Annotated in this window: 23 protein-coding genes and 2 tRNA genes; 22 read left to right on the top strand and 3 right to left on the bottom strand. The window is 62.6% G+C overall.

Features of this window, described 5'->3' with window-relative positions:
• Nucleotides 1-342 precede the first annotated feature (342 nt).
• Complete coding sequence (gene gdhA / locus DMP08_RS03345; protein WP_123191567.1) at nt 343-1,674, bottom strand: NADP-specific glutamate dehydrogenase; 1,332 nt, start codon at nt 1,672-1,674, stop codon at nt 343-345.
• A 238-nt stretch (nt 1,675-1,912) separates the two neighbouring features.
• Between gdhA and DMP08_RS03340 the strand changes: the two genes are divergently transcribed.
• Nucleotides 1,913-3,268 carry a DUF2130 domain-containing protein gene (locus DMP08_RS03340; protein ID WP_123191566.1) on the top strand — a complete coding sequence of 452 codons (1,356 nt, stop codon included), beginning with the start codon at nt 1,913-1,915 and terminating at the stop codon, nt 3,266-3,268.
• Between the two features lie 84 nt (nt 3,269-3,352).
• Here DMP08_RS03340 and DMP08_RS03335 read toward each other — a convergent pair whose 3' ends face one another.
• Nucleotides 3,353-3,847: a YaiI/YqxD family protein gene (locus DMP08_RS03335; protein WP_123191565.1), complete on the bottom strand. Its 495-nt coding sequence runs from the start codon at nt 3,845-3,847 to the stop codon at nt 3,353-3,355.
• Nucleotides 3,848-4,147: 300 nt separating this feature from the next.
• On the opposite strand from DMP08_RS03335, the gene dltA reads away from it, so the two are divergent.
• From dltA to whiA, 11 genes are all read left to right on the top strand, one after another.
• Nucleotides 4,148-5,698, top strand: coding sequence for a D-alanine--poly(phosphoribitol) ligase subunit DltA (dltA, locus tag DMP08_RS03330; protein WP_123191564.1), 1,551 nt, complete (start codon nt 4,148-4,150; stop codon nt 5,696-5,698).
• Between the two features lie 12 nt (nt 5,699-5,710).
• Nucleotides 5,711-6,883: a D-alanyl-lipoteichoic acid biosynthesis protein DltB gene (gene dltB / locus DMP08_RS03325; RefSeq protein WP_123191563.1), complete on the top strand. Its 1,173-nt coding sequence runs from the start codon at nt 5,711-5,713 to the stop codon at nt 6,881-6,883.
• Nucleotides 6,876-7,130 (top strand): D-alanine--poly(phosphoribitol) ligase subunit DltC, encoded by a 255-nt coding sequence (gene dltC, locus DMP08_RS03320; protein ID WP_114566922.1) that lies wholly within the window; start codon nt 6,876-6,878, stop codon nt 7,128-7,130. The genes dltB and dltC overlap by 8 nt, the downstream gene beginning before the upstream one ends.
• Before the next feature lie 12 nt (nt 7,131-7,142).
• Nucleotides 7,143-8,420, top strand: a complete 1,278-nt coding sequence (gene dltD, locus DMP08_RS03315) for a D-alanyl-lipoteichoic acid biosynthesis protein DltD (RefSeq protein ID WP_123191562.1) — start codon at nt 7,143-7,145, stop codon at nt 8,418-8,420.
• Complete coding sequence (locus DMP08_RS12420) at nt 8,417-8,590, top strand: hypothetical protein (protein ID WP_161555410.1); 174 nt, start codon at nt 8,417-8,419, stop codon at nt 8,588-8,590. The genes dltD and DMP08_RS12420 overlap by 4 nt, the downstream gene beginning before the upstream one ends.
• Before the next feature lie 19 nt (nt 8,591-8,609).
• A complete protein-coding gene (locus DMP08_RS03310; RefSeq protein WP_123191561.1) occupies nt 8,610-10,244 on the top strand; it encodes a serine hydrolase domain-containing protein in 1,635 nt (544 codons plus the stop codon).
• A gap of 123 nt (nt 10,245-10,367) precedes the next feature.
• Nucleotides 10,368-11,309, top strand: coding sequence for a LysO family transporter (locus tag DMP08_RS03305; protein WP_244596769.1), 942 nt, complete (start codon nt 10,368-10,370; stop codon nt 11,307-11,309).
• A 129-nt stretch (nt 11,310-11,438) separates the two neighbouring features.
• Complete coding sequence (gene uvrC, locus DMP08_RS03300) at nt 11,439-13,703, top strand: excinuclease ABC subunit UvrC (protein ID WP_244596766.1); 2,265 nt, start codon at nt 11,439-11,441, stop codon at nt 13,701-13,703.
• Nucleotides 13,684-14,643 carry an RNase adapter RapZ gene (rapZ, locus tag DMP08_RS03295; RefSeq protein ID WP_123191560.1) on the top strand — a complete coding sequence of 320 codons (960 nt, stop codon included), beginning with the start codon at nt 13,684-13,686 and terminating at the stop codon, nt 14,641-14,643. Before uvrC ends, rapZ begins: the two co-directional genes overlap by 20 nt.
• Nucleotides 14,644-14,651: 8 nt before the next feature.
• Complete coding sequence (locus DMP08_RS03290; RefSeq protein WP_123191559.1) at nt 14,652-15,776, top strand: gluconeogenesis factor YvcK family protein; 1,125 nt, start codon at nt 14,652-14,654, stop codon at nt 15,774-15,776.
• Nucleotides 15,755-16,687 (top strand): DNA-binding protein WhiA, encoded by a 933-nt coding sequence (gene whiA, locus DMP08_RS03285; RefSeq protein WP_114566916.1) that lies wholly within the window; start codon nt 15,755-15,757, stop codon nt 16,685-16,687. The genes DMP08_RS03290 and whiA overlap by 22 nt, the downstream gene beginning before the upstream one ends.
• Nucleotides 16,688-16,700: 13 nt before the next feature.
• On the opposite strand, the gene DMP08_RS03280 is transcribed toward whiA, so the two are convergent.
• Nucleotides 16,701-17,588, bottom strand: a complete 888-nt coding sequence (locus DMP08_RS03280) for a helix-turn-helix transcriptional regulator (RefSeq protein ID WP_211328376.1) — start codon at nt 17,586-17,588, stop codon at nt 16,701-16,703.
• 156 nt (nt 17,589-17,744) lie between these two features.
• On the opposite strand from DMP08_RS03280, the gene DMP08_RS03275 reads away from it, so the two are divergent.
• From DMP08_RS03275 to DMP08_RS03230, 10 genes are all read left to right on the top strand, one after another.
• Nucleotides 17,745-18,824, top strand: coding sequence for an AbrB family transcriptional regulator (locus tag DMP08_RS03275; protein WP_123191557.1), 1,080 nt, complete (start codon nt 17,745-17,747; stop codon nt 18,822-18,824).
• Between the two features lie 294 nt (nt 18,825-19,118).
• Nucleotides 19,119-20,120, top strand: a complete 1,002-nt coding sequence (gene gap / locus DMP08_RS03270) for a type I glyceraldehyde-3-phosphate dehydrogenase (protein ID WP_123191556.1) — start codon at nt 19,119-19,121, stop codon at nt 20,118-20,120.
• A gap of 269 nt (nt 20,121-20,389) precedes the next feature.
• The gene (locus DMP08_RS03265) at nt 20,390-21,574 is read left to right on the top strand and encodes a phosphoglycerate kinase (RefSeq protein WP_123191555.1); all 1,185 of its coding nucleotides are present in this window, start codon (nt 20,390-20,392) and stop codon (nt 21,572-21,574) included.
• 45 nt (nt 21,575-21,619) lie between these two features.
• Nucleotides 21,620-22,393, top strand: coding sequence for a triose-phosphate isomerase (tpiA, locus tag DMP08_RS03260; protein WP_123191554.1), 774 nt, complete (start codon nt 21,620-21,622; stop codon nt 22,391-22,393).
• A complete protein-coding gene (gpmI, locus tag DMP08_RS03255) occupies nt 22,390-23,937 on the top strand; it encodes a 2,3-bisphosphoglycerate-independent phosphoglycerate mutase (protein WP_123191553.1) in 1,548 nt (515 codons plus the stop codon). Before tpiA ends, gpmI begins: the two co-directional genes overlap by 4 nt.
• A 157-nt stretch (nt 23,938-24,094) precedes the next feature.
• Nucleotides 24,095-24,352 (top strand): preprotein translocase subunit SecG, encoded by a 258-nt coding sequence (gene secG / locus DMP08_RS03250; RefSeq protein ID WP_123191552.1) that lies wholly within the window; start codon nt 24,095-24,097, stop codon nt 24,350-24,352.
• Nucleotides 24,353-24,634: 282 nt separating this feature from the next.
• Nucleotides 24,635-24,721, top strand: a tRNA-Leu gene (locus tag DMP08_RS03245).
• Nucleotides 24,722-24,794: 73 nt separating this feature from the next.
• Complete coding sequence (locus DMP08_RS03240) at nt 24,795-25,700, top strand: cation diffusion facilitator family transporter (protein WP_123191551.1); 906 nt, start codon at nt 24,795-24,797, stop codon at nt 25,698-25,700.
• Nucleotides 25,697-26,410, top strand: a complete 714-nt coding sequence (locus DMP08_RS03235) for an HAD family hydrolase (RefSeq protein ID WP_123191550.1) — start codon at nt 25,697-25,699, stop codon at nt 26,408-26,410. The genes DMP08_RS03240 and DMP08_RS03235 overlap by 4 nt, the downstream gene beginning before the upstream one ends.
• A 160-nt stretch (nt 26,411-26,570) precedes the next feature.
• Nucleotides 26,571-26,645 (top strand) — tRNA-Val (locus DMP08_RS03230).
• Nucleotides 26,646-26,829 lie beyond the last annotated feature (184 nt).

Here is a 26,829-nt window from a genome sequence, read left to right as displayed (position 1 = left end):
GACGGTCGTCTCAAGGCGTTCAAGACCAATGGGAAGAAGACGTCTTACGAGACCATCGAAGGTCGTCGCAAAAGACTCGGGCTGGCAGCCTGAGCAGTCCAAGAATCCTGCCGCACCCCCAAACTCGATCGTTTTGACAGAACTGTGCGAGATTCGGCATCGCGCGCGGACTGCTCGATGGGGGTGCGGTGCGATTTCCGTGCGTCGTGCACCGCGGGAGCATGAAAAAAGCCCGGCCAGTGATGAAGTGAACCCCTAAAGTTAGACCAGATTTAATAAAATCGGTCACGACTTTAGGGGTTTCTTATGCCACGGGATTTGGTTTTCGCTGGATCTTGCGGTTTACACCACGCCTTGCGCCATCATGGCATCGGCGAGCTTCTTGAAGCCTGCGATGTTCGCGCCCATGACGTAGTTGCCTTCGTGTCCGAACTCGCGGGCTGCGTCGTCGGCTGCATGGTAGATGCTCTTCATGATGCCCTGCAGCTTGGCGTCGACTTCTTCGAACGACCAGGACAGACGCTCGGAGTTTTGCGACATTTCCAGGCCGGAGGTGGCCACGCCGCCGGCGTTGGCGGCCTTGCCGGGGCAGAACGTCACGCCGTTTTCCAGGAAGTAATCGGTCGCGTCCATCGTGGTGGGCATGTTGGCGCCCTCCGCGACCACTTTGCAGCCGTTCGCGACCAGCTGCTGCGCATCCTCGATGAACAGCTCGTTTTGGGTTGCGCAGGGCAGGGCGATGTCCACGGGTACGCTCCACACGCCACGACCCTCGTGGTATTCCACGCCTTCGCGACGCTTCGCGTACTCAGAGATGCGGGCGCGCTCGACTTCCTTGATCTGCTTGACCAGGGCAACGTCGATGCCGTTGGGGTCGTGGATCCAGCCGGTGGAGTCGCTGAGGGTGACCACCTTGGCGCCCAGCTGCTGAGCCTTCTGCGTGGCGTAGATGGCCACGTTGCCGGAGCCGGAAACCGATACCGTCTTGCCCTCGAACGAGTCGCCGTGGCACTCCAGGTATTCCTGCACGAAGTAGATCAGGCCGTAGCCGGTCGCTTCGGTTCGAGCGAGCGAGCCGCCGTAGGACAGGCCCTTGCCGGTGAGCACGCCTTCCCAAACGTTCTTCATGCGCTTGTACTGGCCGAACATGTAGCCGATCTCGCGCGCGCCCGTGCCGATGTCACCGGCCGGCACATCGGTGTCGGCGCCGATGTGGCGCTGGAGCTCGGTCATGAAGCTCTGGCAGAAGCGCATGACTTCCATGTCCGATTTGCCCTTGGGATCGAAGTCGCAGCCGCCCTTGCCGCCGCCCATGGGAAGCGTGGTCAGGCTGTTCTTGAAGATCTGTTCGAAGCCCAAGAACTTGATGATGCCCAGGTTCACGGACGGATGCAGGCGCAGGCCGCCTTTGTAGGGTCCCAGACAACTGTTGTACTGCACGCGGAAGCCGCGATTGACCTGCACTTTGCCCGCGTCATCGACCCAGGGGACGCGAAACATGATCACGCGCTCGGGTTCCACGATGCGCTCGAGCAGGCCGGCGGCCTCGTACTCGGGATGCGCCTCGATGACCGGCTCGAGGGACCGCAGCACCTCGGTGACGGCCTGGATGAACTCCGGCTGGCTGGCGTCCTTCGCCTTGACTTGCTCGATAACTCGATCGACGTAACTCAATTCGGACCTCCTTTGGGAAATGCAGTACGCAATAGCATCATTATAAAGAGAGCCGGGCGCACGTAATGATTATTTAAACGATTCGAAACAAACCTTTGCGCCGAAAGGTCGCGATCGAAGCGATTCGGAACGTCCGGCTCGTTGCGAATTTCAACGATGAATTGCCTGACTGTCCCTATTGCGACCCTCTCGAAAACAGCCGATGGGGTAGAATCGGGGCAAGAGATAAGGAGCGTGCATGAACGAGATCAAGTGCCCCCATTGCCAAACGGTGTTTCAGGTTGACGAGACCGGTTTCGCGGCCATCATGAAGCAGGTGCGCGACAGCGAATTCGACAAGGAAGTGAAACGGCACGAGCAGCTGCTGGCAATCGAAAAGAAGCAGGCTATCGAGCTTGCGGTGGCGCAGGCTTTGGGAGCGGCGCAGGCGAAGGCTTCCGAGAAGGAGACCCGCATTGCCGAATTGGAGGCTAGGCTGGACGCAGCGAAGCGCGAAAGCGAAGCTCGGGAGCGCGTTGCGCAGGCCGAGCGCGAGCGCGCCCTTGCCGACATTGCAGCGGCGAAGGACGCCCGCATCGTCGAACTCGAGCAGCGCTTGTCCGCGCAGCAACACGCCAGCGAAACCGAGAAGCAGCTGGCCGTGCAGCAGGCGCGCATCGAGATCGAACGCGAGCGCGATGCCCTGGCCGCCCAGGTGGCGCTCAAGGATGCCGAGCGCAATCAGGTTGAAAGCGCGCTCAAGGAGCAGCTGTCCATCGAGTTGAAGGCGAAAGACGACATCATCGCGTACAAGGAAGACGAGATCGAGCGCTATCGCGACATGAAGGCGCGCCTGTCTACCAAGATGGTAGGCGAGTCGCTTGAACAGCATTGCGAGACCGAGTTCAACAAGATTCGCGCAACGGCGTTCCCGCGGGCGTACTTCGAGAAGGACAACGATGCATCCGGCGGCTCGAAGGGCGACTTCATCTTCCGGGAGTGCGACGAGGCGGGTAACGAGATCGTGTCCATCATGTTCGAGATGAAGAACGAGTCGGACGATCCGTCCCGCCACCATAGAAACGACGAGTTCTTCAAGAAGCTGGACGTCGATCGCAAGAAAAAAGATTGCGAGTATGCGGTGCTCGTGTCGTTGCTGGAACCGGACAGCGAATTGTACAACCAGGGCATCGTGGACGTGTCGTACCGCTACGAGAAGATGTACGTAGTGCGCCCGCAGTTCTTCCTGCCCATCATATCCATTCTGCGCAACGCGGCGCTCAACTCGCTTGCCTACAAGGCGGAGCTGGCCGTGGTGCGCAACCAGAACATCGATATCACGAACTTCGAAGAGCAGATGGAGACGTTCAAGTCGGGCTTTGCCCGCAACTACGATCTTGCCAGCAGGAGGTTCCAGACGGCCATCGACGAGATCGACAAGACCATCACGCACTTGCAGAAAACCAAAGAGGCCCTGCTTTCCTCCGAGAACAACCTGCGCCTGGCGAACAACAAGGCGCAGGACTTGACTATCAAGCGTTTGACCAGGAATAATCCCACCATGAAAGCTGCCTTCAAAGCGCTTGAGGATGGTAGTGCCGACGTTGCCGAATAGGTACGGCTTGCCAATGTCCGGGCGGCGGGATGGGGTGCGCCGTCCGATTTCGCTTTCCGGAGCCTTGCCGCCCTCGACGTTGCGCTAGTCCCCGTCGCGAAGCGACTCGTCCACCAGGCGTTGCAGGTTCTCCGCGAAGCGTTCGCGATCCTCGTCTTCGAACGCCGCAGGGCCCTTCGTCCTGCCGCCTTGTCGGCGGACGTTCTTCTCAAGATGGCGTATCTGCATGTCGGCATCGATGGTCGCGCGCGAGTACACGCGCCCGCGCACGCCGATGGCTCGCGCGCGTCTCCCAAGCGCCATGGCCGCAAGGCCGATGTCTTGCGTCACTACGATGTCGCCGGGCTTCAGCTCCTGTACGATGGCGAAATCGGCCGCATCGGCGCCGATGCCCACGGCAAGGGTGTCGACCCAGAATCCGTCGGTGGGTTGACGGGGGTCGCTTCGCCGCACGTGCCGAAGCAGGTTCTGTGTTGAGTTGCCTGCGATAACAACGGGAATTTTGCGGTTTCGTGCGATGTTGATGGTCTCGGCGGTGACGGGGCAGGCGTCGGCGTCGATGTACACGGTGGGCTTCATGGACCTGCTTTCTCTTGGGTTGGTTCAGTATAGCGGCAGGCATCTCAGGTTGCGAACCCGCGTGCTTCCGCATAGGATCGAAGTCCAAGGCGCGCGCTGCGCGGATGTCGACCCGCTGCGCGCATCGCCGGTTCGTTGTCGTGTGCAGCATGTGAAGGCGCAGCTTTTTGAGCGTCGTTTCGGTTACCGATTTGTGCTCAGTCTGTGACCTCGATGCGCCGTAGATATTCGAAGTCTATCTTGAACCCCGGTCGCATGGGGCGGCTTGGTGCGCAACGGGGCGAGAGAAGAGGCGAGAGTATGGCGAACGAGAACGGGTTTTTACTGGAGGTCGAGCGATGGGCGCGGACGACGCCGGATGCTTTGGCCTATCGCGCAGACGATGCGACCATGACCTACGCCGAGCTGTGGACTATGTCCGATGCCGTGGCGTGCGCGCTGCGCGAACGCTCGAGCGATCGCGAGCCGGTTGTCGTTTTGGGGCATAAGGGCCCCTTGATGATCGTCGGGTTTCTGGGCTGTTTGAAAAGCGGGCACGCCTTTGTGCCCGTCGATGTCGAGATGCCGGCATCGCGGTTGGCCGACATTGCTTTGCAATTGGGAGAACCGGTGCTGTTGACCACCGTGGAGCTTCCTGATGCGTTGCGAGAGCTGACATGCAAGGACCGCGTTGTGGATGCGCGCAAGGTTGCAGGTTTGTCGTTTGACCGTGCGAGCATCCCCGATCGCTCCTGCTGGGTTTCCGGCGAGGAAACGCATTACCTTATTTTCACGTCCGGATCGACTGGGCGACCCAAGGGCATCGAGGTGAGTGCGGACAACGTGGCGAACTTCATGCGGTGGCTCTGCGCGTTTCCGGTGGTATCGGACGGTGCGCGCGTGTTCCTGGACCAGCCGCCGTACTCGTTCGATCTGTCGCAGTACGAAGTGGTGGGCGCGCTGTCGACGGGTGGTTGCCTGCATGCGGTGCCGCGCGAGAAAACCGAGGATGCGCGCATGCTGTTCGAGGATCTGCGCGCCTCGGGCGTGCAGGTGTGGGTTTCCACGCCGTCGTTCGCCGATCTATGTCTGGCGGATCCTTCGTTCGATCAGGCGCTTCTTTCCGACGTTCGCATGTTTCTCTTTTGCGGGGAGACCCTGCATCATGCGACGGCCGAAGACTTGATGCGTCGGTTTCCGCAGGCTCTTGTTGTGAACACCTACGGACCTACCGAGTCCACCGTAGCGGTAACGTACGCCGAAATCGGTCCCGCCGAGCTTGCGGATGCGACCCCCTTGCCGGTGGGGCGTCCTCGTCCGGGGACCGAGCTGCGCATCGTGAACCCCGAAACGGGGGCGCCGTGCGAGCCGGGGAGAAGCGGCGAGATCGTCATCGTGGGAGACACGGTGGCGAAGGGCTACTACCGCAATCCCGATAAAACTGCCGAGGCGTTCTCGTGGTCGATGCGCTCCGACGGTCGCAAAATGCGGGCGTATCGCACGGGCGACCTGGGTCGATTGGACAAGGAAGGCGTGTTGCACTGCGAAGGACGATTTGACGCGCTGGTGAAGGTGAACGGGTTTCGCATCGAGCTCGAAGACGTGGAAAGAAACATTGTTTCGTTGCCGCAGGTGAAGCAAGCCGTCGTTGTGCCGGTGCTGCGCCGCGGGCGCGTTTCCCATCTGAAGGCATGCGTGGTGCTGGACGCTTCGGCTGCTGCGCTCGACGCCTTTGACGCTCGCCAGGAGATTCGGCGCGGCCTGGCCGAGCGCGTTCCTGCGTATATGGTGCCGCGTACCGTGAAGCTGTTCGACGAGCTGCCGCTGACCTGCAACGGCAAGCTTGATCGAAAAGCTCTGGCCGAGGCGTAACGGGTCGCGCACATGTCGTTTTACGCTGACCCCAGCTTTTTCGTGGCGCTGGCCGCAGCGGTAGCGGGCGCGGCTTTTCTCGGCCTGCGCGAGAAGCCCCTCAAGCGCTATGGCCTGGTGGTGTCCGTAGTGCTGCTCGTGTGCTTGTTCTCGAAGGACGTTGCCGGCTTTACGATCGCGGCGGGGTTCGTGCTGGTGGCCGTGGCGTGCATGCGGTGGCTTTCAGCCGACCCGAAATCGAACGCGCGCTTCTATGCGGCCGTTGCCGTCACGCTTGTGCCGCTCGTGTCCGCGAAGGCGGGCGCGGTGCTCGATCAGAATCTGCTGGGATTTATGGGCGTTTCCTACATTACGTTCAAAGCGCTGCAGGTGCTCTTCGAAATTCGCGACGGCCTGATCGAGCGCATGAGCCTGTTCGATTACGTGTACTTCCTGCTGTTCTTCCCCGTGTTCACGTCCGGCCCCATCGACCGTTCCCGCCGTTTCGCGCAGGATGCCGATGCGGTACGGACGCGCGACGAGTACGCGGGCTTGCTCGCGCGCGGTATCCTGCTACTGCTCGTGGGAATGGCGTACACGTTCGTAATCGCGGTGTGGCTGCATCGCTTGTACGCGCCGACCGCATGGGGCGGCGGCCCGCTTCTTGCAGAGCTGGGCGCGCAGGTGCAGACCGCGTACGTGTACGGCTTGTACTTGTTCTTCGACTTCGCAGGGTACAGCCTCATGGCGATGGGCGCTAGCTACTGCTTCGGCGTCCGCACGCCGCGCAACTTCCGTGCGCCGTTCGCGTCGATCGACATCAAGGATTTTTGGAACCGATGGAACATCACGCTCTCGTTTTGGCTGCGCGATTTCGTGTTCATGCGGTTTTCGCGCCTGGCGCTCAAGAAGCGCTGGTTCGAGAGCCGTCTGACCACGGCGTGCTGGGGTTTCGTGTTCGACATGGTGCTTATGGGCGCTTGGCACGGCCTGACGCCGAATTACCTTTTGTACGGCTTGTACCATGGCTTGGTGATGGCGGGTACGGAGGCGTTTCAGAAGAAATCGAAGTTCTACAAGCAGCATAAGAAAGACCCCTGGTTTAAGGCGCTGTCCTGGTTTGTCACGCTGCAGTTGGTGATGATCGGGTTCGCGCTGTTCTCGGGGCAGGCAACGATGCTCGTGAAAGGAGCGATCAATGGGTAGCGTCACGCACGATCAGCTTGAGGAGCGCATGCTCTGCATTTTGGAGGATATCTGCGACGATGACGAGGTGCGCGAGCGCCGAAGCGAAGACCTGTTCGCACTTGGCCTTTTGGACTCTATGGGGGCTATCGAGCTTTTGGTTACCATCGAAGAGGAGTTCGGCGTGTCCATTGCTCCTACCGAGGTGGAGCGCGACGAGATGAACACGGTGGATTTGATCATTCGCCAAGTGGAGATCCGCCTGTAGGCGGGCGGGACCATGGCGAAAGGGGCATCGACCGGTCTTGCGGGCATGGCCTTGCTGCGCGGCGTGGTTGCGGCGCTGCTCGCGGCCGTGCTGGCGTTCGCGGGGTTTTGCGCCTGGGGGCTGCCCCGGCAAACCGACCACGATCCGGCACGGCTTTACGATTACGTGTATTCGGGCGTGAAGTCCGAGAGCACCGCGTTCACGCTGTCTTCGATGAGCGCGGGCGGCCACCTGGCGTTCGGATCGTCGGAGTTCTACATTTCGAAGGACAAGGTCGCGCAGTGCCCGCAGGTGGTGTTTGGCGAGAACGCGACCGGAGTGGATCTGACTTTCGTCGGCGAAGCGTACGATCAAAGCCTGTGGCAAGTTGTTGCGGCCGGTGCGTACGGCGACAAGGTCAAGAACAAGAAGGTCATGATCGTGGTGTCGCCGCAATGGTTTTTCAAGGGCAATGGGGCGCAGGCGAAGTTTCCCTCGAAGTTCTCGTACAGCCTGTACCGGCAGTTCGTCGACAATCCGCGCCTGTCCGAGAAAACGAAGGCTTACGTTCGATCCCGCATGGCGGCCCTTGGGGTGAACGCGGGGCAGCTTGCCGCAGCCAACAGGGACACGCCGTTCGACGTCGTGAACGATGCGGCGTATTCGTTTGCGGAAGACGCGCGCATTCGCAGCCGCTTGTCCCAGGTGATCGAGCAGGCTCCGCACAAGAGCGCTGCTCGCGCGATCGGCAACCCGACGGGCGAACCCGACTGGAGGGCCCTGCTGTCGCAGGCGGATGCATCCGGCGCTGCCGCCTGCACCACCAACCCGTACGGTATTTACGACGCCTATTGGCAGAAGAATTCCCGCTACAACGTGGAGCGCGGGCAGAACTTCACGGAGGCGAATGCCGAATACGACGATCTCTCGTGTTTTTTGGACGTGTGTCGCGAAACGGGTCTGGAGCCGCTTGTGGTGATCCTGCCGATGCACGGCGCCTGGTACGACCGCGAGGGAGTTACGGCCGATGTGCGCAGCGCGTTCTACGATCGCGTGCGCGGCGCGTGCGATGTGGCAGGGGCTGCGTACGCCGACTTCTCCAGCTGCGAGTACGAGAAGTACTTTCTGTGCGATACCGTGCATCCCGGCTGGCGCGGTTGGGTGCGCATCGAGCAGGCGTTCTACAACTTTGTGAACGGGCGCGACGACGCGTTTCTGGGCGGGGCTGGCTTCGGTCGAGCCGAGGGCTTGGCTGCGGCGGGCGATGCGGGCGCCTCGCTTGTCGGCGTAGCCGATGGGAGCGCATCGTGAGCCCGCTTCGTCGGTGGGCGGACGGTGTGCGCGCCGCGGTGCGACGGCGTCCCGGGCTGCTGGTTGCGGCGGCCGGCGCAGCCGTGGTTCTCCTGGTTGCCCTGCTTGCTTGGTTTATCGTGTTCTCCGGTTTTTCCCAACCGGTTCAATTCGTATACGACAGTTTCTAGGAAGCCGGGTGCAATCGTGATGGCGAACGGGATGGCGAGCATCGGCAGGCGTGCGGCGATTGCGGCTTTTTTGGCGCTTTCGTGCACCGGTGCAGCTGTCGGCTGCGCACCTGTCGCCGACGTGCCTGACCAGGAGCCCAATCTTGCGGCGCCCTCCGACGAGCCTGCGGATCTTGGCGTCGAAGACGGCGGCGACCTGGGAGATTTGGCCGACGAAGCGCCTCCCCAGGGGATGGAGCCCGAAGGCGGCGCGCTTGCGGTTCGGCTCGATTCCTACCTGGACGACAACGTGCCCCGTACGGGCGTGCCGGGCGTTGCCGTGGCCGTGGTGGATGCTTCGGGCGTTCGGTACCTGCGTACGCTGGGGGATTGCCCGGATGCCGAGGCTCTTTTCACGATAGGGTCGCTTAGCAAGTCGTTCACGGCTCTTGCGGTGATGCAGCTGGTGGAGGCGGGGGAGATCGACCTTGATGCGCCCGCATCGCGTTACGTGCCGCAGTACGGCATTCCGCCGGAGGTTACGGTGCGATCCCTGCTTAATCAGACGAGCGGTTTCGGGTACTACGATGCGCTTGCCGATGCGCGGAAGGGCGCGTCGTTCGGGACGTTCTCGTACGCGAACGCCAACTACGATTTGCTGGGCCGCGTCGTCGAATCGGCTTCAGGACAGGAGTACGCGGCGTACCTGCGCGATCACGTGCTTCTTCCCCTTGGGATGGACCGCTCGACGGCCGACGGCGCGATAGCGCGGGAAAGGGGCATGGCGCCCGGCCATCGCGGTTGGTTCGGCGTGTCCGTAGCCGATGGGTTCGCGCATGCGCCAAGCGACGAGGCATGGGGAGCCGCTCCGTCGGGTTATGTGGCGGCAAGCGTTTCCGACATGGCGCGCTATCTGCGGATGTACCTTAACGGCGGGCGAAGCGACGCGGGGGAGCGCGTGATTTCGCCGCAGGGAATAGATTCGATGTTCATGGATCGCGTCCCCGATCCCGAAGGCGACACGTACTACGGCATGGGTTGGACGTCGTTTTCCTGGGACGATGGGGAGACGGTGCTGTCTCATGACGGGCAGGTGGAGAACTACGTGGCAAGCATGTGCCTGCTGCCCGAGCGCGGTTTGGGCGTGGTGGTGCTGGGCGATGCGAGCGATCATGCGGGCGGCGACAACCTGTTCTTCGAGCTGGCGAACGGCGTGGTGGCTGCGGCGGTGGGAGCCGATCCAGGCCCGGTTGACGCCTCATGGGTGCAGGCGGCGCATGTTCGCAACGACGTGCTGTACGCCTGCGTCTTGCTGGCGAGCGCAGCGCCGCTGGGGTTGCTGCGGCGGTGGATGCGCCGCATGCGCGCGACGTACGCATCGCAAGCATCGCCGGTGCTGCGGTTGCGCGCGAGGCGAATGCTGGCTGCGCGCGCCGTCGCCTTGCACGTTGTTGCGCCGCTTGCGGTTTTGACGCTTCCCATCCTGCGCGGGGTGCCGTGGCGCGACGTGATCACCTTCGCTCCCGACGTGGCCGCGGTGTTGGCGGCAAGCGCGGCGCTCCTTGCTGTGGGCGGCGCCGCCAAGCTGGCGGTAGCCGTGCGCATGGGGCGCGGGCGGGTTCGCGCCGCTGCGCCTCCGGCGAAGGAGAGCCGACCGCGCTCCCGGCGAACCTGAAGTCCCGTGGCTCGCGGCGCGAACCGGTGCGAGCCGAACGCATGCCCCGCGAACCTGAAGCCCCGTATCGCCGCTTTGCGCTACAATGGATGTTTTCGCAGCAAAGGGGGATCAAGGTTGGAAGTGCTCGTCATCATGGCCGTGGGCGTGCTCGTGGGCGCGACGGTGTTCCCCGCGCGCCTCAAAGGCGCGAACGAGAAACTGACGCTGCTGTTCACGGCGCTGCTCATCTTCTCGATGGGGGCTTTGCTGGGAGGGCGCGACACGTTTTTGGAGGAACTGGGCACCGTCGGGTGGGCGAGCGCCTTGTTCTGCCTGGTGCCGGTGGCTCTTTCGACTCTGGTGGTGTACGGCCTGACGAACTGGTTCATGAGCGACATAACCCGCAAAGCGGCCGGCCCGAACGTGGCTGCTGCGCAGGAGGCGCCAGCGGCGGGGGAGCCTGCCGGCAATGGCGAAGCCGTCATGATCGGCATGGCGGTGGGGGCGCTTGCGCTGGGAATAGCCTACGGATTGGCGGGCGTGCACCTTGCGCCGCTCGACGCGTTGGCCGACCATTCCGACCTGGTCCTGTACGGTCTCATGCTGTTCGTAGGCGTTAGCGTGGGCGGCAGCCGCGGCCTTTTGGGCAAGCTACGGCAGTATCATGTGCGCGTGCTCATCATTCCCTTCGGCATCGTGGTCGGATCCGTTGCGGGCGGTTTGCTGTGCGCTCCCTTGACGGGGCTTTCCCTGCCGACGGGAGGAGCCATCGCGTCGGGATTAGGCTGGTACAGCTTGTCGGGCGTCATGATGACCGAGATCGCCGGAGCGCAGGTGGGCAGCATCACGTTCTTGTCGAATCTGCTGCGCGAGTTGGTGTCATTCTTCTGCATTCCCTGGATCGCCCGGCACCTCAACTACCCTACGTGCATCGCGCCCGCCGGCGCGACGAGCGAGGACACCACGCTGCCCATGCTCATTCGCTGCACGAACGGCGAGACAGTGGTGCTTTCGGTGCTCAACGGCGTTATCTGCTCGGCGATGGTCCCGGTTCTGATAGAGGCGTTCCACCCGTTCATATAGCGGCGCGTGGATGCGAGCAGCCTGCCTGGTCGTCGGACCACGTTATCGGCCCGTTCTCAAACATGAAGCGTTTGTTCGCGCAGCGGCGGCTCGACCGGCGCGCAACGGGGCTTTGCTATACTGCCGTTCATGGACGAATACCTCGACAAACCCATCAAGGCGAACGCTGCGAACGAAGAAGGGAAAGCTGCCGATTCGGCCGGCTTTTCCGCGCTCGACGACGGCGACGCCCTTGGCTTCGACAACCTGGATCAGTCGGCGGGGCGGCGCTCGCGCATCGAGCGCGAGCGGCATCGCTCCGACCTCGACCAGGCGACGCGCGGCTTCGGTTCCGCCGTTTCGGCCGATGGGAAGCCGACCTTGCCGGAAGGCCAGGCGGCATCGGGCAAGCTCGAGCGCATCAAGCAGGAGCTCAACGCCGTGCCCGCGCTGCCGGGCGTGTACCTATGGAAAGACAAGTCCGGCCAGGTCATCTACGTAGGCAAGGCGAAGCAGCTGCGCGCGCGCATGCGCCAGTACGTGAATTTCCAGGACGAGCGCGCCAAGATTCCCTTGCTGGTCGACCAGATCGACAGCTTCGACTACATCGTGGTGGAGAACGAGCACGAATCGCTCGTGCTGGAGAAGAACCTCATCAACCAGCACAGCCCGTTTTTCAACGCCGACTTCAAAGACGACAAGTCGTACCCGTTCATCGCGCTCACGAAAGGCGACGTGTTTCCCGCCATCAAGTACACGCGCGAGAAGCACAAGCCCGACACGAAGTACTTCGGCCCCTACACCGACAGCCGCGCCGCGCGCGATATGGTGGACATCGCGCGGCGCGTCGTGCCGCTGTGCGCAACGTCGTGCGCCGACTGGCGCCAGCTCAAGCGCCGTTTGGAAAAGAACCCGCTCGCGCTCATGGCGAGCGATGCGCGCCCGTGCTTCGATGCGCACGTGGGCTTGGGGCCCGGTGCGTGCTGCGGCGCGGTGACGCCCGAAGAGTATCAGGTCAACGTGAAGCGTATCGGACGATTCCTGTCCGGGCAGCATCGGGAATTCGTCGACGAGCTGACCGCTGACATGCAAGCTGCGGCCGAGGAACTCGACTTCGAGCGCGCCGCGCGCATCAAGGCGCGCATCGATACCATCAACAGCCTGACCGACAAGCAGCATGCCGTGTCCACGCGCAATCTGGACGCCGACGTGGTGGGGATATTCCGCGAGGAGACCATCGCCGGCGTGCACGTGTTCATGGTGCGCGAGGGCCGTATCATCAACTCGAACGAGTTCGTGCTGAACCGCGGCAAAGACGTGCCCGACGACGACCTGCTGCACATGTTCCTGCTGCGCTACTACGATGCCACCACCTCCATTCCGCACGAGATCATCGTGCGCGACGAGCCCGAGGACCAAGAGGCCATGGAAGCGTGGCTCACCGAGAAGCTGGCAAGCCCCCATGGCGCGAAGGTGCGGTTCACGGCGCCGCGCAAAGGCGAGAAGCACGAGCTTGTGAGCATGGCCGAGACGAATGCGAAGCACACGCTCATGCGTTACAAGGTGCGCACCAACTACGAGGACAAGCGCATCAACGAGGCGCTTTTGCAGCTGGAAAGCGCGTTGGCCCTCGACGAGCCTCCCATGCGCATCGAATGCTTCGACATCTCCACCATTCACGGTTCCTACACGGTGGCCTCCATGGTGGTGTTCACGAACGGCAAGCCCGACAAGAACCAGTACCGTCGCTTCAAGATCAAGACGCCGCTCGACGAAGCGAACGACTTCCTGAGCATGCAGGAGGTGATGAGCCGTCGCTACGCGCCCGAGCGCATGGCCGACGAGCGCTTCGGGAGCAAGCCGGATCTCATCATCTTGGACGGCGGCAAGCCGCAGCTGTCCGCGGCGCTCGAAATGTTCGACGAGCTGGGAATCCACGACATTGCGATGTGCGGCCTGGCGAAACGCGACGAAGAGCTGTTCGTTCCCTGGCAGGACACGGGCCCGGTGGTGCTGCCGAGCGGTTCCGCGTCCCTGTATTTGGTGAAGCAGGTGCGCGACGAGGCCCACCGTTTCGCGATCACGTTCCACCGGGAACTGCGCGGCAAGGGCATGACGGCTTCCATCCTCGACGACGTGACGGGCCTTGGGCCCGTGCGCAAAAAGGCGCTGCTCAAGCACTTCAAATCGTTCAAGAACCTCAAAGACGCCGCCCTTGACGACATCAAAGCGGCGCGCCTTGTGCCCGAAGAGGTGGCCGAGGAGCTGTACCGCGTGCTTCAGCAGTATAATAGGGAGCGAAAGGACGTGCGCGTCGTGGGCGGCGCGCAGCAATGCGAATCCGACGCGCTTGCCCGCACGGGCGAGCGCTCCCGTACCGACGAAGGGGTTGCTGATGAGCGAATCGACGGTTGATCTTGAGCACATGCCCGAACTTGTCATCGTGAGCGGCATGAGCGGCGCGGGCCGCACCGAAGCGATGCACGTGTTCGAGGACCTGGATTACTTTTGCGTGGACAACCTGCCCTCCAGCCTGATCGGGAACCTGCTCGAGCTTACGGGCATGCCCGGCCAGCCCGACGAGCGGCGACGCCTGGCCGTGGTATGCGACGCGCGTAACCGCGATTTCTTCGCCAGCTTGACAAGCGAGCTCAAAAAGCTCAAAGAGCGCGGGCTCGATTACCGCGTCCTGTTCTTGGACGCCGAGGATGAGAAGCTGATAGCGCGGTACAAGTCCAGCCGCCGCCGTCATCCGCTTTCCGTGGACGGCGCGTCCATCGCGCGCGGCATCGAGCGCGAGCGCGACCTGCTGTTCGAGCTGCGCGAGAGCGCGCATCATGTCATCGACACCACCGACATGCTGCCGCCGCAGCTGCGCACCACCATCCGCGCCCTGTTCGCACCCGGCGAGGACCGCACGGGCTTGCAGGTGACGGTGTACTCGTTCGGGTTCAAGCACGGTGCGCCGCTCGATGCAGACCTGGTCATGGACGTGCGCTTCCTGCCGAACCCGTACTACGATCCCCAGCTGCGCCCCTTCACGGGCCTGGACGCCCCGGTGCGCGACTTCGTGCTGTACCGTCCCGAAACCGAAGAGTTCCAGAAGCGCTGGCGCGCGCTGCTCGATTGCGTGATGCCGGGCTACGTGGCCGAGGGCAAGCAGCAGCTTGCCATCGGCATCGGATGCACGGGCGGCCAGCATCGCAGCGTGGCGCTGGCGGAGGCCACGGCCGACTACCTCAAGGCGAAGGGCTACCGCGTGAGCATCGCCCATCGCGACCTCAAGCTGGCCGAAGGGGCCGACGGTTTGCTGGTAACGGATTCCGCCGCCGCCGCTCCGGTTGCCGGGCGCTAGGGCTTTGCATGGCAACGCAACCGTTCTCGCACGATCCGTCCATGACCGCGGCGTTCGCGTCTTTGAATCCGGCTCAGTCTGCCGTCGCCGGCGGCGAGCATGTGCGCGCCGTCGTGATAGGCGGCGGCACGGGCGCGCCGGTGTCCATCCGCACGTTGCTGTCGATGGGCGTCGAAACGAGCGCCGTCGTGGCGATGGCCGACGACGGCGGGTCGACCGGCATCCTGCGCGAGGAGGCCGACGTCACCCCTCCCGGCGACGTGCGCAAGTGCATCGCCGCCATGGCGGCCGACCCGGGCGATCCTTTGACCAAAGCGTTCAAGTACCGGTTCTCGTTTGCGCGCAACCACACCTTGGGGAATCTCATGCTGTCGGCATTGGAGGATGCGGCAGGGTCGTTTCCCCAGGCTATCGCTATATGCGAGCGGTTGCTGCAAGCGCGGGGACACGTGTACCCGTCCACGCTCGATCGGGTTTCGCTTGCCGCGCGCACGTGCGACGGGCGTATTTTAGAGGGACAGGCGGTGGCGTGTCATTCGCGCACTGCGCTCGAATGCGTGCGGCTTCGCGCAGAGCGCGGCGTGGTGCCCTACGAACCTGCGCTCGAGGCCATTCGCAATGCGGACCTCATCGTTCTGGGGCCGGGCTCGCTGTTCACGTCCATCATCCCGAACCTGTTGGTCCCCGGCGTGGTGGATGCCATACGCGCATCGAAGGGCAGCACGCTGTTCGTGTGCTCGCTTGCCGATATGCAAGGGGAGACGTGGGGCCTTGCCGCTCGCGAGCATGTGGAGGCTCTCATGGACCACGGCATGCGCGGGCTGCTCGATTACGTGTTGGTGCACACGCCGGTTCCGCTGCGGCCCGATAGTCCGGCAACGGGCCTGTTCAGCGCTTTGGCTGGGGCTGAGCCGGAGCATGCTTCGACGTCGGACATGGGTGATCTGGAGCTGTCGCGACGGGTGCGTCCCGTACGCGTCAGCTATCAGGACGTGCAGGCCATCCAGGCGCGCGGGCCGGTGGTCATCGCGCGCAATCTGGTTGATCCGCTGCGGCCTACCTGGCATGATCCGGCTGCGTTGCGGGAAGCGTTTTCGGGGGTGTTGCGCCTATGTCGTTCACGGCGGAAGTAAAAGACGAGCTTGCTCGCGTTCCGCCCACCTGCTCGCACTGCGAGAAGGCGACGTTGGCGGCGCTCGTGCGCATCGAAGGCACGCTGTTCTTCAGCGGGCAAGGCAAGTACCGCATCGAGATCGCGACGGACGTCCCGTCCGTCGCGCGCCTGGTCATCAAGTTGTTGCACGAGCTGTACCACCTGGAGACGAACCTCACGGTGCGCCGCAGCGTGCTGCACAAGACGCCGAACTACCTCATCGAGGTGCCTTCCCAGGCGCGCTTGGCGGAATCGCTCGTCGACATGGGCGTGCTTTCCGCTGAGGGCGGCCTGATGATGGGGCTTACCTCGGACCTGGTGGCGAAGGAGTGCTGCACTGCGGCTTATTTGCGCGGCGCGTTTTTGGGAAGCGGGTTCGTCTCGGATCCGCGCGGCGATTTCCATTTCGAGATCACGGTTGAAAACGAGGACTTGGCCGACAGCCTGGTGAGCTTGCTGGAGCGCAAGGGCATCAACGCACGCGTCATGCAGCGGCGCAGCTCGTACATGGTCTACCTCAAAAGCGGCGCGGCTATTCTGGAATTTTTAGCGTTCGCGGGAGCTCATCAAAGCGCGCTCGCCATGGAGAACGCGCGCGTTATAAAAAGCGTGCGCAACGACGTGAACCGGCAGACCAACGCCGAGATAGCGAATCAGGCCAAAGCGGCAAACGCTTCCGTTGACCAGCTGTACGCAATTCGCATGGTGCTGGAGGCGCATGGCATGGAGAACTTGCCGCCAGCGTTGCAGGAGTTCATCAAGCTGCGGGTCAGGTATCCCGATGCCACCCTCAAAGAGTTGGGGGAGCGCGCGAACCCTCCGCTGTCCAAAAGCGCCGTTTACCACCGCGTTCGCCGGATCGAGCAGATGGCGAAAGAGGTGCGCGGGTAGGGGTCGCGCGTCGTCAGCCGATCGACATGATGCGCCCCATGTCCGAGGTGTCGTATCCGCCCAGGCTTGCGAACTCTTCGCGAAGCAGTCCCGACTCCAGGATGCCCATCATCGTCCGCACGGCGCGCGTATCGAAGTTCTCCTGCTTGACTACAAGGTCGTATCGTTCTTTTTGCAGGGGTATAAAATCGATGCCCTCCACCTGCTTTGCCACTTTCTCGCTTCCGATCGCCACGTCCCCGCGCCCTCGAGCCACCATGCTTGCAACGGCGATGTGGGACTGGGTCTCTATCTCGTAGCCTTGAATGGAGGAAGGCTGCGCGCCCAGCAGCCTGACGTGCTCGTCTAGCAGTACCCGGGAACCCGAACCTTTCTCGCGATTGACGATCTTCACTCCCGGCGCAAGCAGGTCTTCCCAGGTGGTCAAGCCCTTCGGATTTCCCCTTGCCACGTAAAAGCCCTGCATACGGTAGGTGAGGTTCACGATGACGGTCGGGGTGCCGGGGAGAAGCTTCTTGACGTAGGAGACGTTGTACTCGTCGGCGTCTCCGTCCCAGAGATGTGCGGAGGCAACCTGCACTTTGTCTTTGTAAAGGTCGGTCAAGGCATCGTAGCTCCCGATATAGGAGCGCAGCGATTCTACTCCCGTCTGGGCGATGTAGTTGGAAAGAACGTCCAAGATGATGTCTTGCCCGCATATCACGAATTGCCGCTTTCGCTCGCTCGGATCGTTTTGGCGCTCGAATCGGTTCGGGTTTTTTGATCTTGCGATATAGCTCTGCACGTCCGCGTAGGTGAAGCGCAGCTTCCTGCCGACCTTGTACGAGCTGAGCTTCCCCCGGTCTTTGAGCGCGTAGACGGTGTTGCGACCTACTTGCAGTATGTCGGCTACTTCGTCCACGGTTAACGCCTCGTCGTTTCTCACAAAGCCTCGATTCTACGAATTGGGACGAAACAGCATGAACAGGGGTTAAGAAAGCGTATTCGTTTCGATTCGTTTGATTGCCGGTGTGTCGATGATTATACTCCTGCGAGAATCGATGAAAAGGACGTGCGCATGGATACTTCGACGATAGCGCCGCTGCTCGCCACGTTGTCGGTCGGCATCGCGTGCGGATTGCTGTTCAAGAGGCTCAAAGTGCCTGCTGGGTATATGATCGGCGCTTTCGCGGGCGTTGCCGTGTTGAGCGTTGCGACGGGATTCACCTGGCTGCCTGCTGAAACGCGAACCGCGGTTCAGATCATCGCCGGCGCGTTCGTAGGCTGCTCCATGGAGCGGAGCGACCTTGTGCGTTTGAGGCGATTCGCGAAGCCGGTCGCGCTGATGCTCCTCGCGTTTCTCATTTTGAACCTTGTTCTTGGATTCGTCATCTGGGCGGTGTCTCCGCTCGATTTGGTTACCTCCCTCATGTGCGCCGTGCCGGGCGGCATCAACGACACTCCGATTGTCGCGGCGGACATGGGGGCCGACGCTCCTGCGGTTACCGTGATGCAGCTGATCAGGCAGGTGCTCGGCATCGGGGCGTTTCCGGTGATGATCGCGTTGTTCGACGGGTACCGCACGGCGCATGGGCACCCTGATGCGCGCGGCGCCGAAACTGCTCCCGGCGAGAACCGCATGAAGTCGAATCAGAAGTCTCCAGCATCGACTGTAGCAGCTTTGGCTGTTGCCGCGCTGGCGGGGGTCCTTGGGAGGATGATGGGCGTTGCGGGGCTTACCTTCACTGCGGCGATCGTTGCCGTGCTTATCCTGAAGCTCGTGTTCGATTTTGCTTTCATCCCTAAATGGGTTAAGAAGGTTTGCCAGCTTGTTGCCGGATGCTATCTTGGAACGTTGCTCACTGCTGAGGGACTGACGGGCTTGGCCGATTTGGTGCTTCCCGCAGTCGTTCTGGTGGTGGGTTACACGCTCAACTGCTTTGTTACGGGAAAGCTTGAAAGCAAGCTGTTCGGGTACGGCAGAAAGGAAGGGATGCTCATAGCGTCTCCCGCCGGGGCGTCCGACATGGCTCTTATAATCGATGACCTGAACGTCAAGAACACCGACGTGGTTGTCATGCAGGTGATACGAGCAGTTTTCGTCATGGCATTCTTTCCTCAGATCGTCAACCTTATCTGCTATTTCACGGGGAGTTGACCCTCGATGGGGGACTGGTTGCCGTCGGCTGGCGCAGGCGGTGGGTTTGCGCTTCGGCACGTGATGCTATCGTGACGGGAATCGCAACGATAAATGAAGGCACACGCCTGGATTTTCTGATGCCTCGATGCGGCAAGAGCCGGTTTGTCTCTTCAAAAGCGCCGCTTACCACCGTGTTTGTCGGATCGCACGGATGATGCAGGACGAGTGCGGGTAGAATGGCGAGTGCTTGTGTTGTATTATCGTTTTGTGCCGTAAACGAGAAACTGAGTATCTTTATGAAAGGGGATACGCATGGCAATCAAAGTAGGCATTAACGGATTCGGTCGCATCGGCCGCCTGGCGTTCCGCGCGATGGCGAACGACCCCGAGATCGAGGTCGTGGCGGTTAACGACCTTGGCGACATTCCGACGATGGCCCACCTGCTCAAGTACGATTCCATCCACGGTCGTGCCTTCGACGCCGTCGAGGTCACCGAGGACGGCTTCGTGGCCGACGGCCATGCGGTCAAGGTGCTCTCGGAGCGCGAGCCCGCCAACCTGCCTTGGGGCGAGCTGGGCGTCGACGTGGTCGTCGAGTCCACGGGCTTCTTCACGGACGGCACGAAGGCCAAGGCGCACCTTGACGCCGGCGCCAAGAAGGTCGTCATCTCCGCGCCCGCCAAGAACGAGGACATCACCATCGTCATGGGCGTGAACGACGATCAGTACAACAAGGACGAGCATCACATCATCTCCAACGCTTCGTGCACCACGAACTGCCTGGCTCCCTTCGCGAAAGTGCTGCTGGACACGTTCGGCATCAAGCGCGGCTACATGAACACCATCCACTCCTACACCAACGACCAGAAGATCCTCGACCTTCCCCACAAGGATCTGCGCCGCGCTCGCGCCGCAGCCGTGTCGATGATCCCCACCACCACGGGCGCCGCCCGCGCGGTTTCGCTCGTGCTTCCCGAGCTCAAGGGCAAGCTGGACGGCTTCGCTACGCGCGTTCCCACGCCGGACGGATCGATGGTCGACCTGACGGTCGAGCTTGAGCGCGACGCCACCATCGAGGAGATCAACGCAGCCATGAAGGCAGCTGCCGAGGGCCCGATGAAGGGCGTGCTGGAATACACCGAGGATCCCATCGTGTCCATCGACATCGTGGGCAACCCGCACTCCTCCATCTTCGACAGCAAGCTGACCATGGTGATGGGCGGCGAAGGCAACTTCGTCAAGTGCATCAGCTGGTACGACAACGAGTGGGGCTACTCCAACCGCGTCAAGGACCTGGTGAAGATCCTGCTGTAAAGGAATGCTCGTTCCGCCGGCCCGCAGGCCGGCGGAACCGCTCGACGCTGCGGGGCGCTGGGGCACCCGATCTTCGCACGATGCCGCGGGCTCGCGTACCCAAGTACGCTTCGCCCGCGTCCTCCCGCGAATCTCGGGCACCGCAGCGCCCCTCGCTGTTTTACTGCGCCAACCTGTCCGGCTGTTTTCGCGCTTCGCGCGAATCGAGGAAAGCACGACGCCGGGAAACGGAAATCAATAGGTATCATTAGTCTGTGGAAGAGGGTTGTATGGCTGACATCAAGACCATCGACGAGCTGGACGCGGCGGGGAAGCGCGCGCTCGTGCGCGTCGATTTCAACGTGCCGGTGAAAGACGGCGTCGTTACCGACGACACGCGCATCCGCGCGGCGCTGCCCACGATCGAGAAGCTTGTCGCGCAAGGCGCGCGCGTCGTTCTCATGAGCCATCTGGGCCGTCCGTCGGGCGAGGGCTTCGAGGAGTCGTTCACGCTGCGCCCGGCCGCCCAGAAGCTTTCCGAGCTCATGGGCAAGCCCGTGGTGTTCGCCGCCGATACCGTAGGCGCGGACGCGCAGGTCAAGGCGGCCTCCCTGCGCGAAGGCGACGTGCTGGTGGTGGAGAACCTGCGCTTCGACAAGCGCGAGAAGAAGAACGACCTTGCGTTCTGCGAAGAGCTGGCAAAGCTCGGCGACGTGTACGTGAACGACGCGTTCGGCACCGCGCATCGCGCGCACGCTTCCACGGCGGGCGTCGCGGCGCTGCTTCCCGCATACGCGGGCTATCTCATGCAGCGCGAGGTGGCAACGCTCGCCGGCATGCTCGAGGAGCCGAAGCGCCCGTTCGTGGCCATCCTGGGCGGATCGAAGGTGTCCGACAAGATCAAGGTCATCGACGCGCTCATGGACAAGTGCGACACGCTCGTCATCGGCGGCGGCATGTGCTTCACGTTCCTGTTGGCGCAGGGCAAGCAGGTGGGCTCGTCGCTCAAGGAAGAGGATTGGATCGAGCGCGCGGCGGCCATGATCGCCAAGGCGGACGAGCGGGGCGTGAAGCTGCTGCTTCCCGTCGACGTGGTGTGCGCCGACCGTTTCGCCGAAGATGCCGAAACGCTCACGGTTTCGGTGGACGATATTCCCGATGCTATGATGGGCCTCGATATCGGACCTGAGACCGCGAAGCTGTACGCCCAGGCCGTGGCCGAGGCGGGCACCGTGTTCTGGAACGGCCCCATGGGCGTGTTCGAGATGGCGGCGTTCGAAGCCGGCACGAAGGCCGTGGCGCAGGCGGTGGCCGACAACGCGGAAGCCGACACCGTCATCGGCGGCGGCGACAGCGTTGCCGCGGTCAACAAGTTCGATCTGGCGGCGCAGATGACCTTCATCTCCACCGGCGGCGGCGCGTCCATGGAGCTTGTCCAGGGCGAGAAGCTCCCCGGCGTCGAGGCATTGCGCTAGCTGGCCGCATCCATCGCGTTTCCTCTATCTGAAAGGATGGTACGTATGAAGCGAACCCCTCTTATGGCGGGCAACTGGAAGATGAACAACACGATCGGCGAGGCCGTCGTGCTCACGCAGGAGATTTCCAACCAGTACGACAAGGGCATCTGGGGCGAGGATGTCGACATCCTCATCTGCCCTCCCTTCATCGACCTCAAGCCGGCGAAGACGGTGCTCGAGTTCGACAAGACCAAGGTGTCCGTGGGCGCTCAGAACGTGTACTGGGAGGCGTCGGGCGCGTTCACCGGCGAGATCTCGGTGCCGATGATCAAGGAGATCGGCTGCGCGTGCTCCATCGTGGGCCACTCCGAGCGTCGCGAGCTGTTCGGCGAATCGAACGAGGACGTCAACCGGAAGGTCAAGGCCCTCGTTGAAGCCGGGCTGTACGCCATCGTGTGCGTGGGCGAGTCGCTTGCCGTGCGCGACGAAGGGGCGACCGAGGAGTACGTGTGCGCACAGGTGCGCGCTGCGTTCGCGGGCGTCGACGCGCGCGATGCCGCAACGTGCGTCGTGGCGTACGAGCCCATCTGGGCCATCGGCACGGGCCGCACGGCCACGCCCGAGCAGGCGGAAGCGGTGTGCGCCGCCATTCGCGCGACGCTCGCCGACCTGTACGGGGACGACATCGCGCAGCAGATGCGCGTGCTGTACGGAGGCTCCATGAACGTGGGCAACGTGGACGACCTGCTGGCCCAGCCGAACATCGACGGCGGCCTGGTGGGCGGCGCCAGCCTCAAGGCGGAATCGTTCGTGCAGCTTGTCAAGGCGTGCCTATGAGCGGCGCGTCCGGTTTTGCTTTGCCGGCCTGCCTCATCATCATGGACGGGTTCGGCTTGGCCGAGCCGGGGCCGGGCAACGCCATTTCGCTTGCGAGCACGCCGTGTTTGGACGACGTGTTCGCGCATTGTCCTTGGACGAAGCTCGAAGCGTCGGGCGAGGCCGTGGGCTTGCCCGACGGCCAGATGGGCAACTCCGAAGTGGGGCACCTCAACATAGGAGCCGGCCGCGTGGTGTTCCAGGAGCTCACGCGCATCAACCGCGCGTGCGCGGACGGGTCGCTGGCGGCCAATCCGGCGCTCAACGACGCGTTCGCTGCGGCGTCTGCGCCGGGCGCGGCCTTGCACCTCATGGGCCTGTTGTCCGATGGCGGCGTCCATTCCTCCAACGAGCACCTGTACGCCCTTATGCGCGCAGCCAAGGCGGCGGGCGTTGGGCGCATCGTCGTGCATTGCTTCATGGACGGTCGCGACGTGCCGCCCAAGAGCGGCTCGGATTTCGTGGAGCAGCTGGAAGCAGTGGTGGCAGAGCTTTCCGACGAAACGTGCGATGTGCGAATCGGCAGCATATCCGGCCGCTACTTCGCTATGGACCGCGACAATCGTTGGGAGCGCGTCGAGCGAGCCTGGAGAGCCGTCGTGGAGGCCGAGCCTTGCGTCGACCGCGCTCCGGTTCAGGTCATGACCGACTCTTATGCCGCCGACGTTACCGATGAGTTCGTGGAACCCGTGGCGTTGTCGGAGCGCGGCGTGCGCGACGGTGATGCGGTGGTGTTCTTCAACTTCCGGCCGGATCGTGCGAGGGAGCTGACCCGGTCCCTGGTGGATGCTTCGTTCGACGGCTTCGAGCGCAGCCGGGTTCCGCAGGTGTCGTTCGTCTGCCTGACCGAGTACGATCCCGAGATCGCCGCTCCCGTGGCGTACGCGAAGGAGTTTCCCGAAGACGTGCTGGCGGACGTGTTGGCAGCCGCCGGTCTTCGCCAATACCATATCGCCGAGACGGAAAAATACGCGCACGTGACGTTTTTCTTGAACGGCGGCCGCGAGGAGCCGAAGGCGGGGGAGGAGCGCGCGCTCATTCCCAGTCCCAAGGTGGCCACGTACGATCTGAAGCCGGAGATGAGCGAGCCTGACGTGGCGTCCACGCTGGCGGCCGCCATCGACTCCGGCGAGGCCGACGTGTACATCGTGAACTTCGCCAACCCGGACATGGTGGGGCATACGGGCGTCATCTCCGCCGCCGTGGCCGCCGTGGAAGCGGTGGACGCGGGCGTGGGACAGGTGCTCGCCGCCGTCGAGCGGGCGGGGGGCATGGCCCTGATCACGGCCGACCATGGCAACGCCGACAAGATGCTGGCCGAAGACGGCAGCCCGTTCACGGCTCATACCACGGCGCTCGTGCCGCTGGCGTTCGTGGATTTCGCGGGAACCGGGCGCACGCTCGATGGCTCTCGGGGCGCACTTTGCGACATCGCGCCCACGCTGCTGGAGTTGATCGGGCTGCCGGTCCCTGAAGCCATGACGGGAAGAAGCCTGCTGGCATAGCTTCGCGATAGCGGGAGCCGATGTGGACGCGCGCAGGTCGGCCAGGTCGGCTCCCGTATCGGTGGTGAAACGCGTCGCTGCTTGCCCTTGGCGGCGCGTTTCGCTATACTAGGCAACTTGCATACCGTTTGATTCCGAACGAAAGAAGAGACGAACCTTGAACCCGCTTCTCATCATCGTGATCGCCCTGCTCGTTCTGTCGGGCATCGGCCTCATCATTTTCATCTTGCTGCATTCCGGCAAGGGCACGGGCATCTCCGACATGATCGCCAGCTCCGTGTACTCCACGCAGACCGGCACGAGCATTGTCGAGAAGAACCTCGATCGCATCACCATTATCTTGGCAGCGGTGTTTTTGCTGTCGCTTATCGTACTTATGATCATCTACCCGCACGGTACGATCGCGGGGAGGTAGCACGCAGCGCCGTCTGTGGTCGGCGCACGTGGTTTCAGCGGGAACGAAGCAGTATGAACGGGCGCCGTAACAGGCGCCTTTTCGCGTTGCAGACGCATCCTTGGGGATCGGTTGCGCAACGCTTGTTTTCGAGCCGTGCGAATCGAAGCGCGCAGCGGCTGTGCGGCCGGGAGGTTGTCCTGTTTTGCGGTGGCCGCGGCAAGAGGTGAAAATTCGTCAAAATTTCCCCTTCACAACGCGAAGAGGTTCGGGTAGAATAACCACCGTTGCTTTTCGCAACAAGTCGGAGTGGTGGAACGGCAGACACGCTAGCTTGAGGTGCTAGTGCCCGTATAGGGTGTGCGGGTTCAAATCCCGCCTCCGACACCAGTAAAGCTAGAAGGAGAGTCCGAGTGGCTCTCCTTTTTTGCATTTGCGCGCATCCTTTGAAAGGGGACGAACCATGGCCCGATCATTGACGACGAAAAGCCCCGTGTCCGATCGCATGCGCTCCATAAGGCGTGTTCTGTGGGGCATCCTGTTCTTGAACCTTGCCGTGGCCGCGGCGAAGTACCTGTACGGAACGTACAGCGGGTCGGCCTCCATGCAGGCCGACGGCATCCATTCGGTATTCGACTCGGCCGGCAACGTAGTGGGCCTGGTGGGCATCGCCCTTGCTGCGCGCCCGGCCGACGAGGGGCATCCCTACGGCCATGCCAAGTTCGAAACGTACGCCAGCTTGGTGATCGGCGTTCTGCTTTTGCTCGCGGCGTTCGAGGTGGGAAGCTCTGCAGTGGGGAAGCTGGCCACGCAAACGTACACCGCCGAGGTGGGCCCGCTGTCTTTCGCGGTTATGATCGGCACGTTGGCCGTGAACCTGGGCGTGACCGTATACGAGCGCAAGCAGGGAAAGCTGCTGAAAAGCGAGATCCTAGCCGCCGACGCGAGCCATACCTTGTCCGACGCGATGGTTTCCATCGGGGTCATCATCGGGCTGGCCCTTGTTTCCCTGGGCTTTCCCATGGCCGACCCTATCATGGCGCTCATCGTGACCGTGGCCATTCTGGCAACCGCGTACGACGTGTTCAAGCATGCGCTGGCAACCTTGTCGGACCATGCGCGCATTCCTGAAGAGGACGTGCGCAAGGCCGTCATGGAGGTTTCCGGGGTTCAGGACGCTCACCGCGTGCGCACGCGCGGCACGGAGGGCGAGATCTACGTGGACCTGCACGTGCTTGTTGCGCCCGAGATGACCGTTGCGGCCGCGCACGATCTGGCCGATGAGGTGGAGCAATCCGTGCGCCGACGGTTCGAAAACGTGGTGGATGTGCTCGTGCATGTGGAGCCAGACGACGGGCATAGCGAATGAACGGGGGATCTGCGGCCGTGAAGGCCGTGTTCTTCGACGTGGGAAGCACGCTTTTGTACCCGGGCCCTTCGGTTGCGGAGACGTTTGCGCGGGTGGCTCAGGAGCGCGGTCATGATTTGACCGTGCGGGACGTGGAGCCTCACATGCCGGCAATGGATGCTTACTACGAGGCCGAATACCTGCGCGACGGCGATTTCTGGTGCTCCCACGAGGGCTCGGTTGCCATCTGGATGGACCAGTATCGCTACGTGTGCCACTTGACGGGCATTTCCCATGATGCCGAGGGTATGGCGCAATCGGTGCACGAAGCGTACCGCAAAGGGGATCATTGGGCGCTGTATCCCGACGTCATGGGCTGCTTGAGGGCGCTCAAGCAGCGGGGGCTGGCGCTGGCGGTGGTGTCGAACTGGGATGCGGGCCTGGAGGGGCTTCTGCGCGATCTGAGGCTGCTTCCGTACTTCGATGCCGTGGTGTCTTCGGCGGTGGTGGGGTATCGCAAGCCCGATCCGGTTATATTCGATCTTGCGTGCGAGCAGCTGGGCGTGTGCGCGGACGCGGTGGTGCATGTGGGCGATCGTCCCGATGCGGACGGCGACGGCGCGTGTGCGGCCGGTATTCGCCCGATCATCATCGACCGACACGATACCGAGACCGAAAGCGGTTACGAACGTGTTGGAGTGCTGACCGACATTGACAAATTGCTAGGCTGAACAGGTTGAACGTGCGGCCCGATTCGAATGCTCCATCGGGTGCGAAGCCAGGTGCGAAAAAAGTCGGAAACTTTTTTGAAAAAGTTCTTTGACATGCCGGCGAGTTCTGGTAGACTGTTTGCTCGCTGGCACGGAAGAGATTCCAACGCCGAGTTTTCATGGGCGATTAGCTCAGGGGGAGAGCACTACCTTGACACGGTAGGGGTCACAAGTTCAAATCTTGTATCGCCCACCATGAAATGCAGAAAGCACTTGCGCAGGTCGCAGGTGCTTTTTTATTTGCCCTGCCCCTTTGGCGGCGCGCCGGGAGGTGAACCCCCTTCCTCTCCCGGACGCGGACGATTTGCACGATCTGCATGCGGGGAAAAGCCGTCGGACCGCCAAACTGCGCATTAACCCTGTTAAGGGGGCTGGAATGC

It is taken from the genome of Paraeggerthella hongkongensis (assembly GCF_003726035.1).
Lineage (GTDB): Bacteria > Actinomycetota > Coriobacteriia > Coriobacteriales > Eggerthellaceae > Paraeggerthella > Paraeggerthella hongkongensis.
Note: the sequence above shows the minus strand (reverse complement) of the source record. Positions and strands in the feature narration are given on the sequence as shown.

Bases quoted from the DNA above. Each gene is read 5' to 3' on its own strand.
- DMP08_RS03340 (WP_123191566.1), top strand. From the start codon at position 1,913: ATGAACGAGATCAAGTGCCCCCATTGCCAAACGGTGTTTCAGGTTGAC.
- DMP08_RS03335 (WP_123191565.1), bottom strand. From the start codon at position 3,847: ATGAAGCCCACCGTGTACATCGACGCCGACGCCTGCCCCGTCACCGCC.
- dltA (WP_123191564.1), top strand. From the start codon at position 4,148: ATGGCGAACGAGAACGGGTTTTTACTGGAGGTCGAGCGATGGGCGCGG.
- dltB (WP_123191563.1), top strand. From the start codon at position 5,711: ATGTCGTTTTACGCTGACCCCAGCTTTTTCGTGGCGCTGGCCGCAGCG.
- dltC (WP_114566922.1), top strand. From the start codon at position 6,876: ATGGGTAGCGTCACGCACGATCAGCTTGAGGAGCGCATGCTCTGCATT.
- dltD (WP_123191562.1), top strand. From the start codon at position 7,143: ATGGCGAAAGGGGCATCGACCGGTCTTGCGGGCATGGCCTTGCTGCGC.
- DMP08_RS03310 (WP_123191561.1), top strand. From the start codon at position 8,610: ATGGCGAACGGGATGGCGAGCATCGGCAGGCGTGCGGCGATTGCGGCT.
- uvrC (WP_244596766.1), top strand. From the start codon at position 11,439: ATGGACGAATACCTCGACAAACCCATCAAGGCGAACGCTGCGAACGAA.
- rapZ (WP_123191560.1), top strand. From the start codon at position 13,684: ATGAGCGAATCGACGGTTGATCTTGAGCACATGCCCGAACTTGTCATC.
- DMP08_RS03290 (WP_123191559.1), top strand. From the start codon at position 14,652: ATGGCAACGCAACCGTTCTCGCACGATCCGTCCATGACCGCGGCGTTC.
- whiA (WP_114566916.1), top strand. From the start codon at position 15,755: ATGTCGTTCACGGCGGAAGTAAAAGACGAGCTTGCTCGCGTTCCGCCC.
- DMP08_RS03275 (WP_123191557.1), top strand. From the start codon at position 17,745: ATGGATACTTCGACGATAGCGCCGCTGCTCGCCACGTTGTCGGTCGGC.
- gap (WP_123191556.1), top strand. From the start codon at position 19,119: ATGGCAATCAAAGTAGGCATTAACGGATTCGGTCGCATCGGCCGCCTG.
- DMP08_RS03265 (WP_123191555.1), top strand. From the start codon at position 20,390: ATGGCTGACATCAAGACCATCGACGAGCTGGACGCGGCGGGGAAGCGC.
- tpiA (WP_123191554.1), top strand. From the start codon at position 21,620: ATGAAGCGAACCCCTCTTATGGCGGGCAACTGGAAGATGAACAACACG.
- gpmI (WP_123191553.1), top strand. From the start codon at position 22,390: ATGAGCGGCGCGTCCGGTTTTGCTTTGCCGGCCTGCCTCATCATCATG.
- DMP08_RS03240 (WP_123191551.1), top strand. From the start codon at position 24,795: ATGGCCCGATCATTGACGACGAAAAGCCCCGTGTCCGATCGCATGCGC.
- DMP08_RS03235 (WP_123191550.1), top strand. From the start codon at position 25,697: ATGAACGGGGGATCTGCGGCCGTGAAGGCCGTGTTCTTCGACGTGGGA.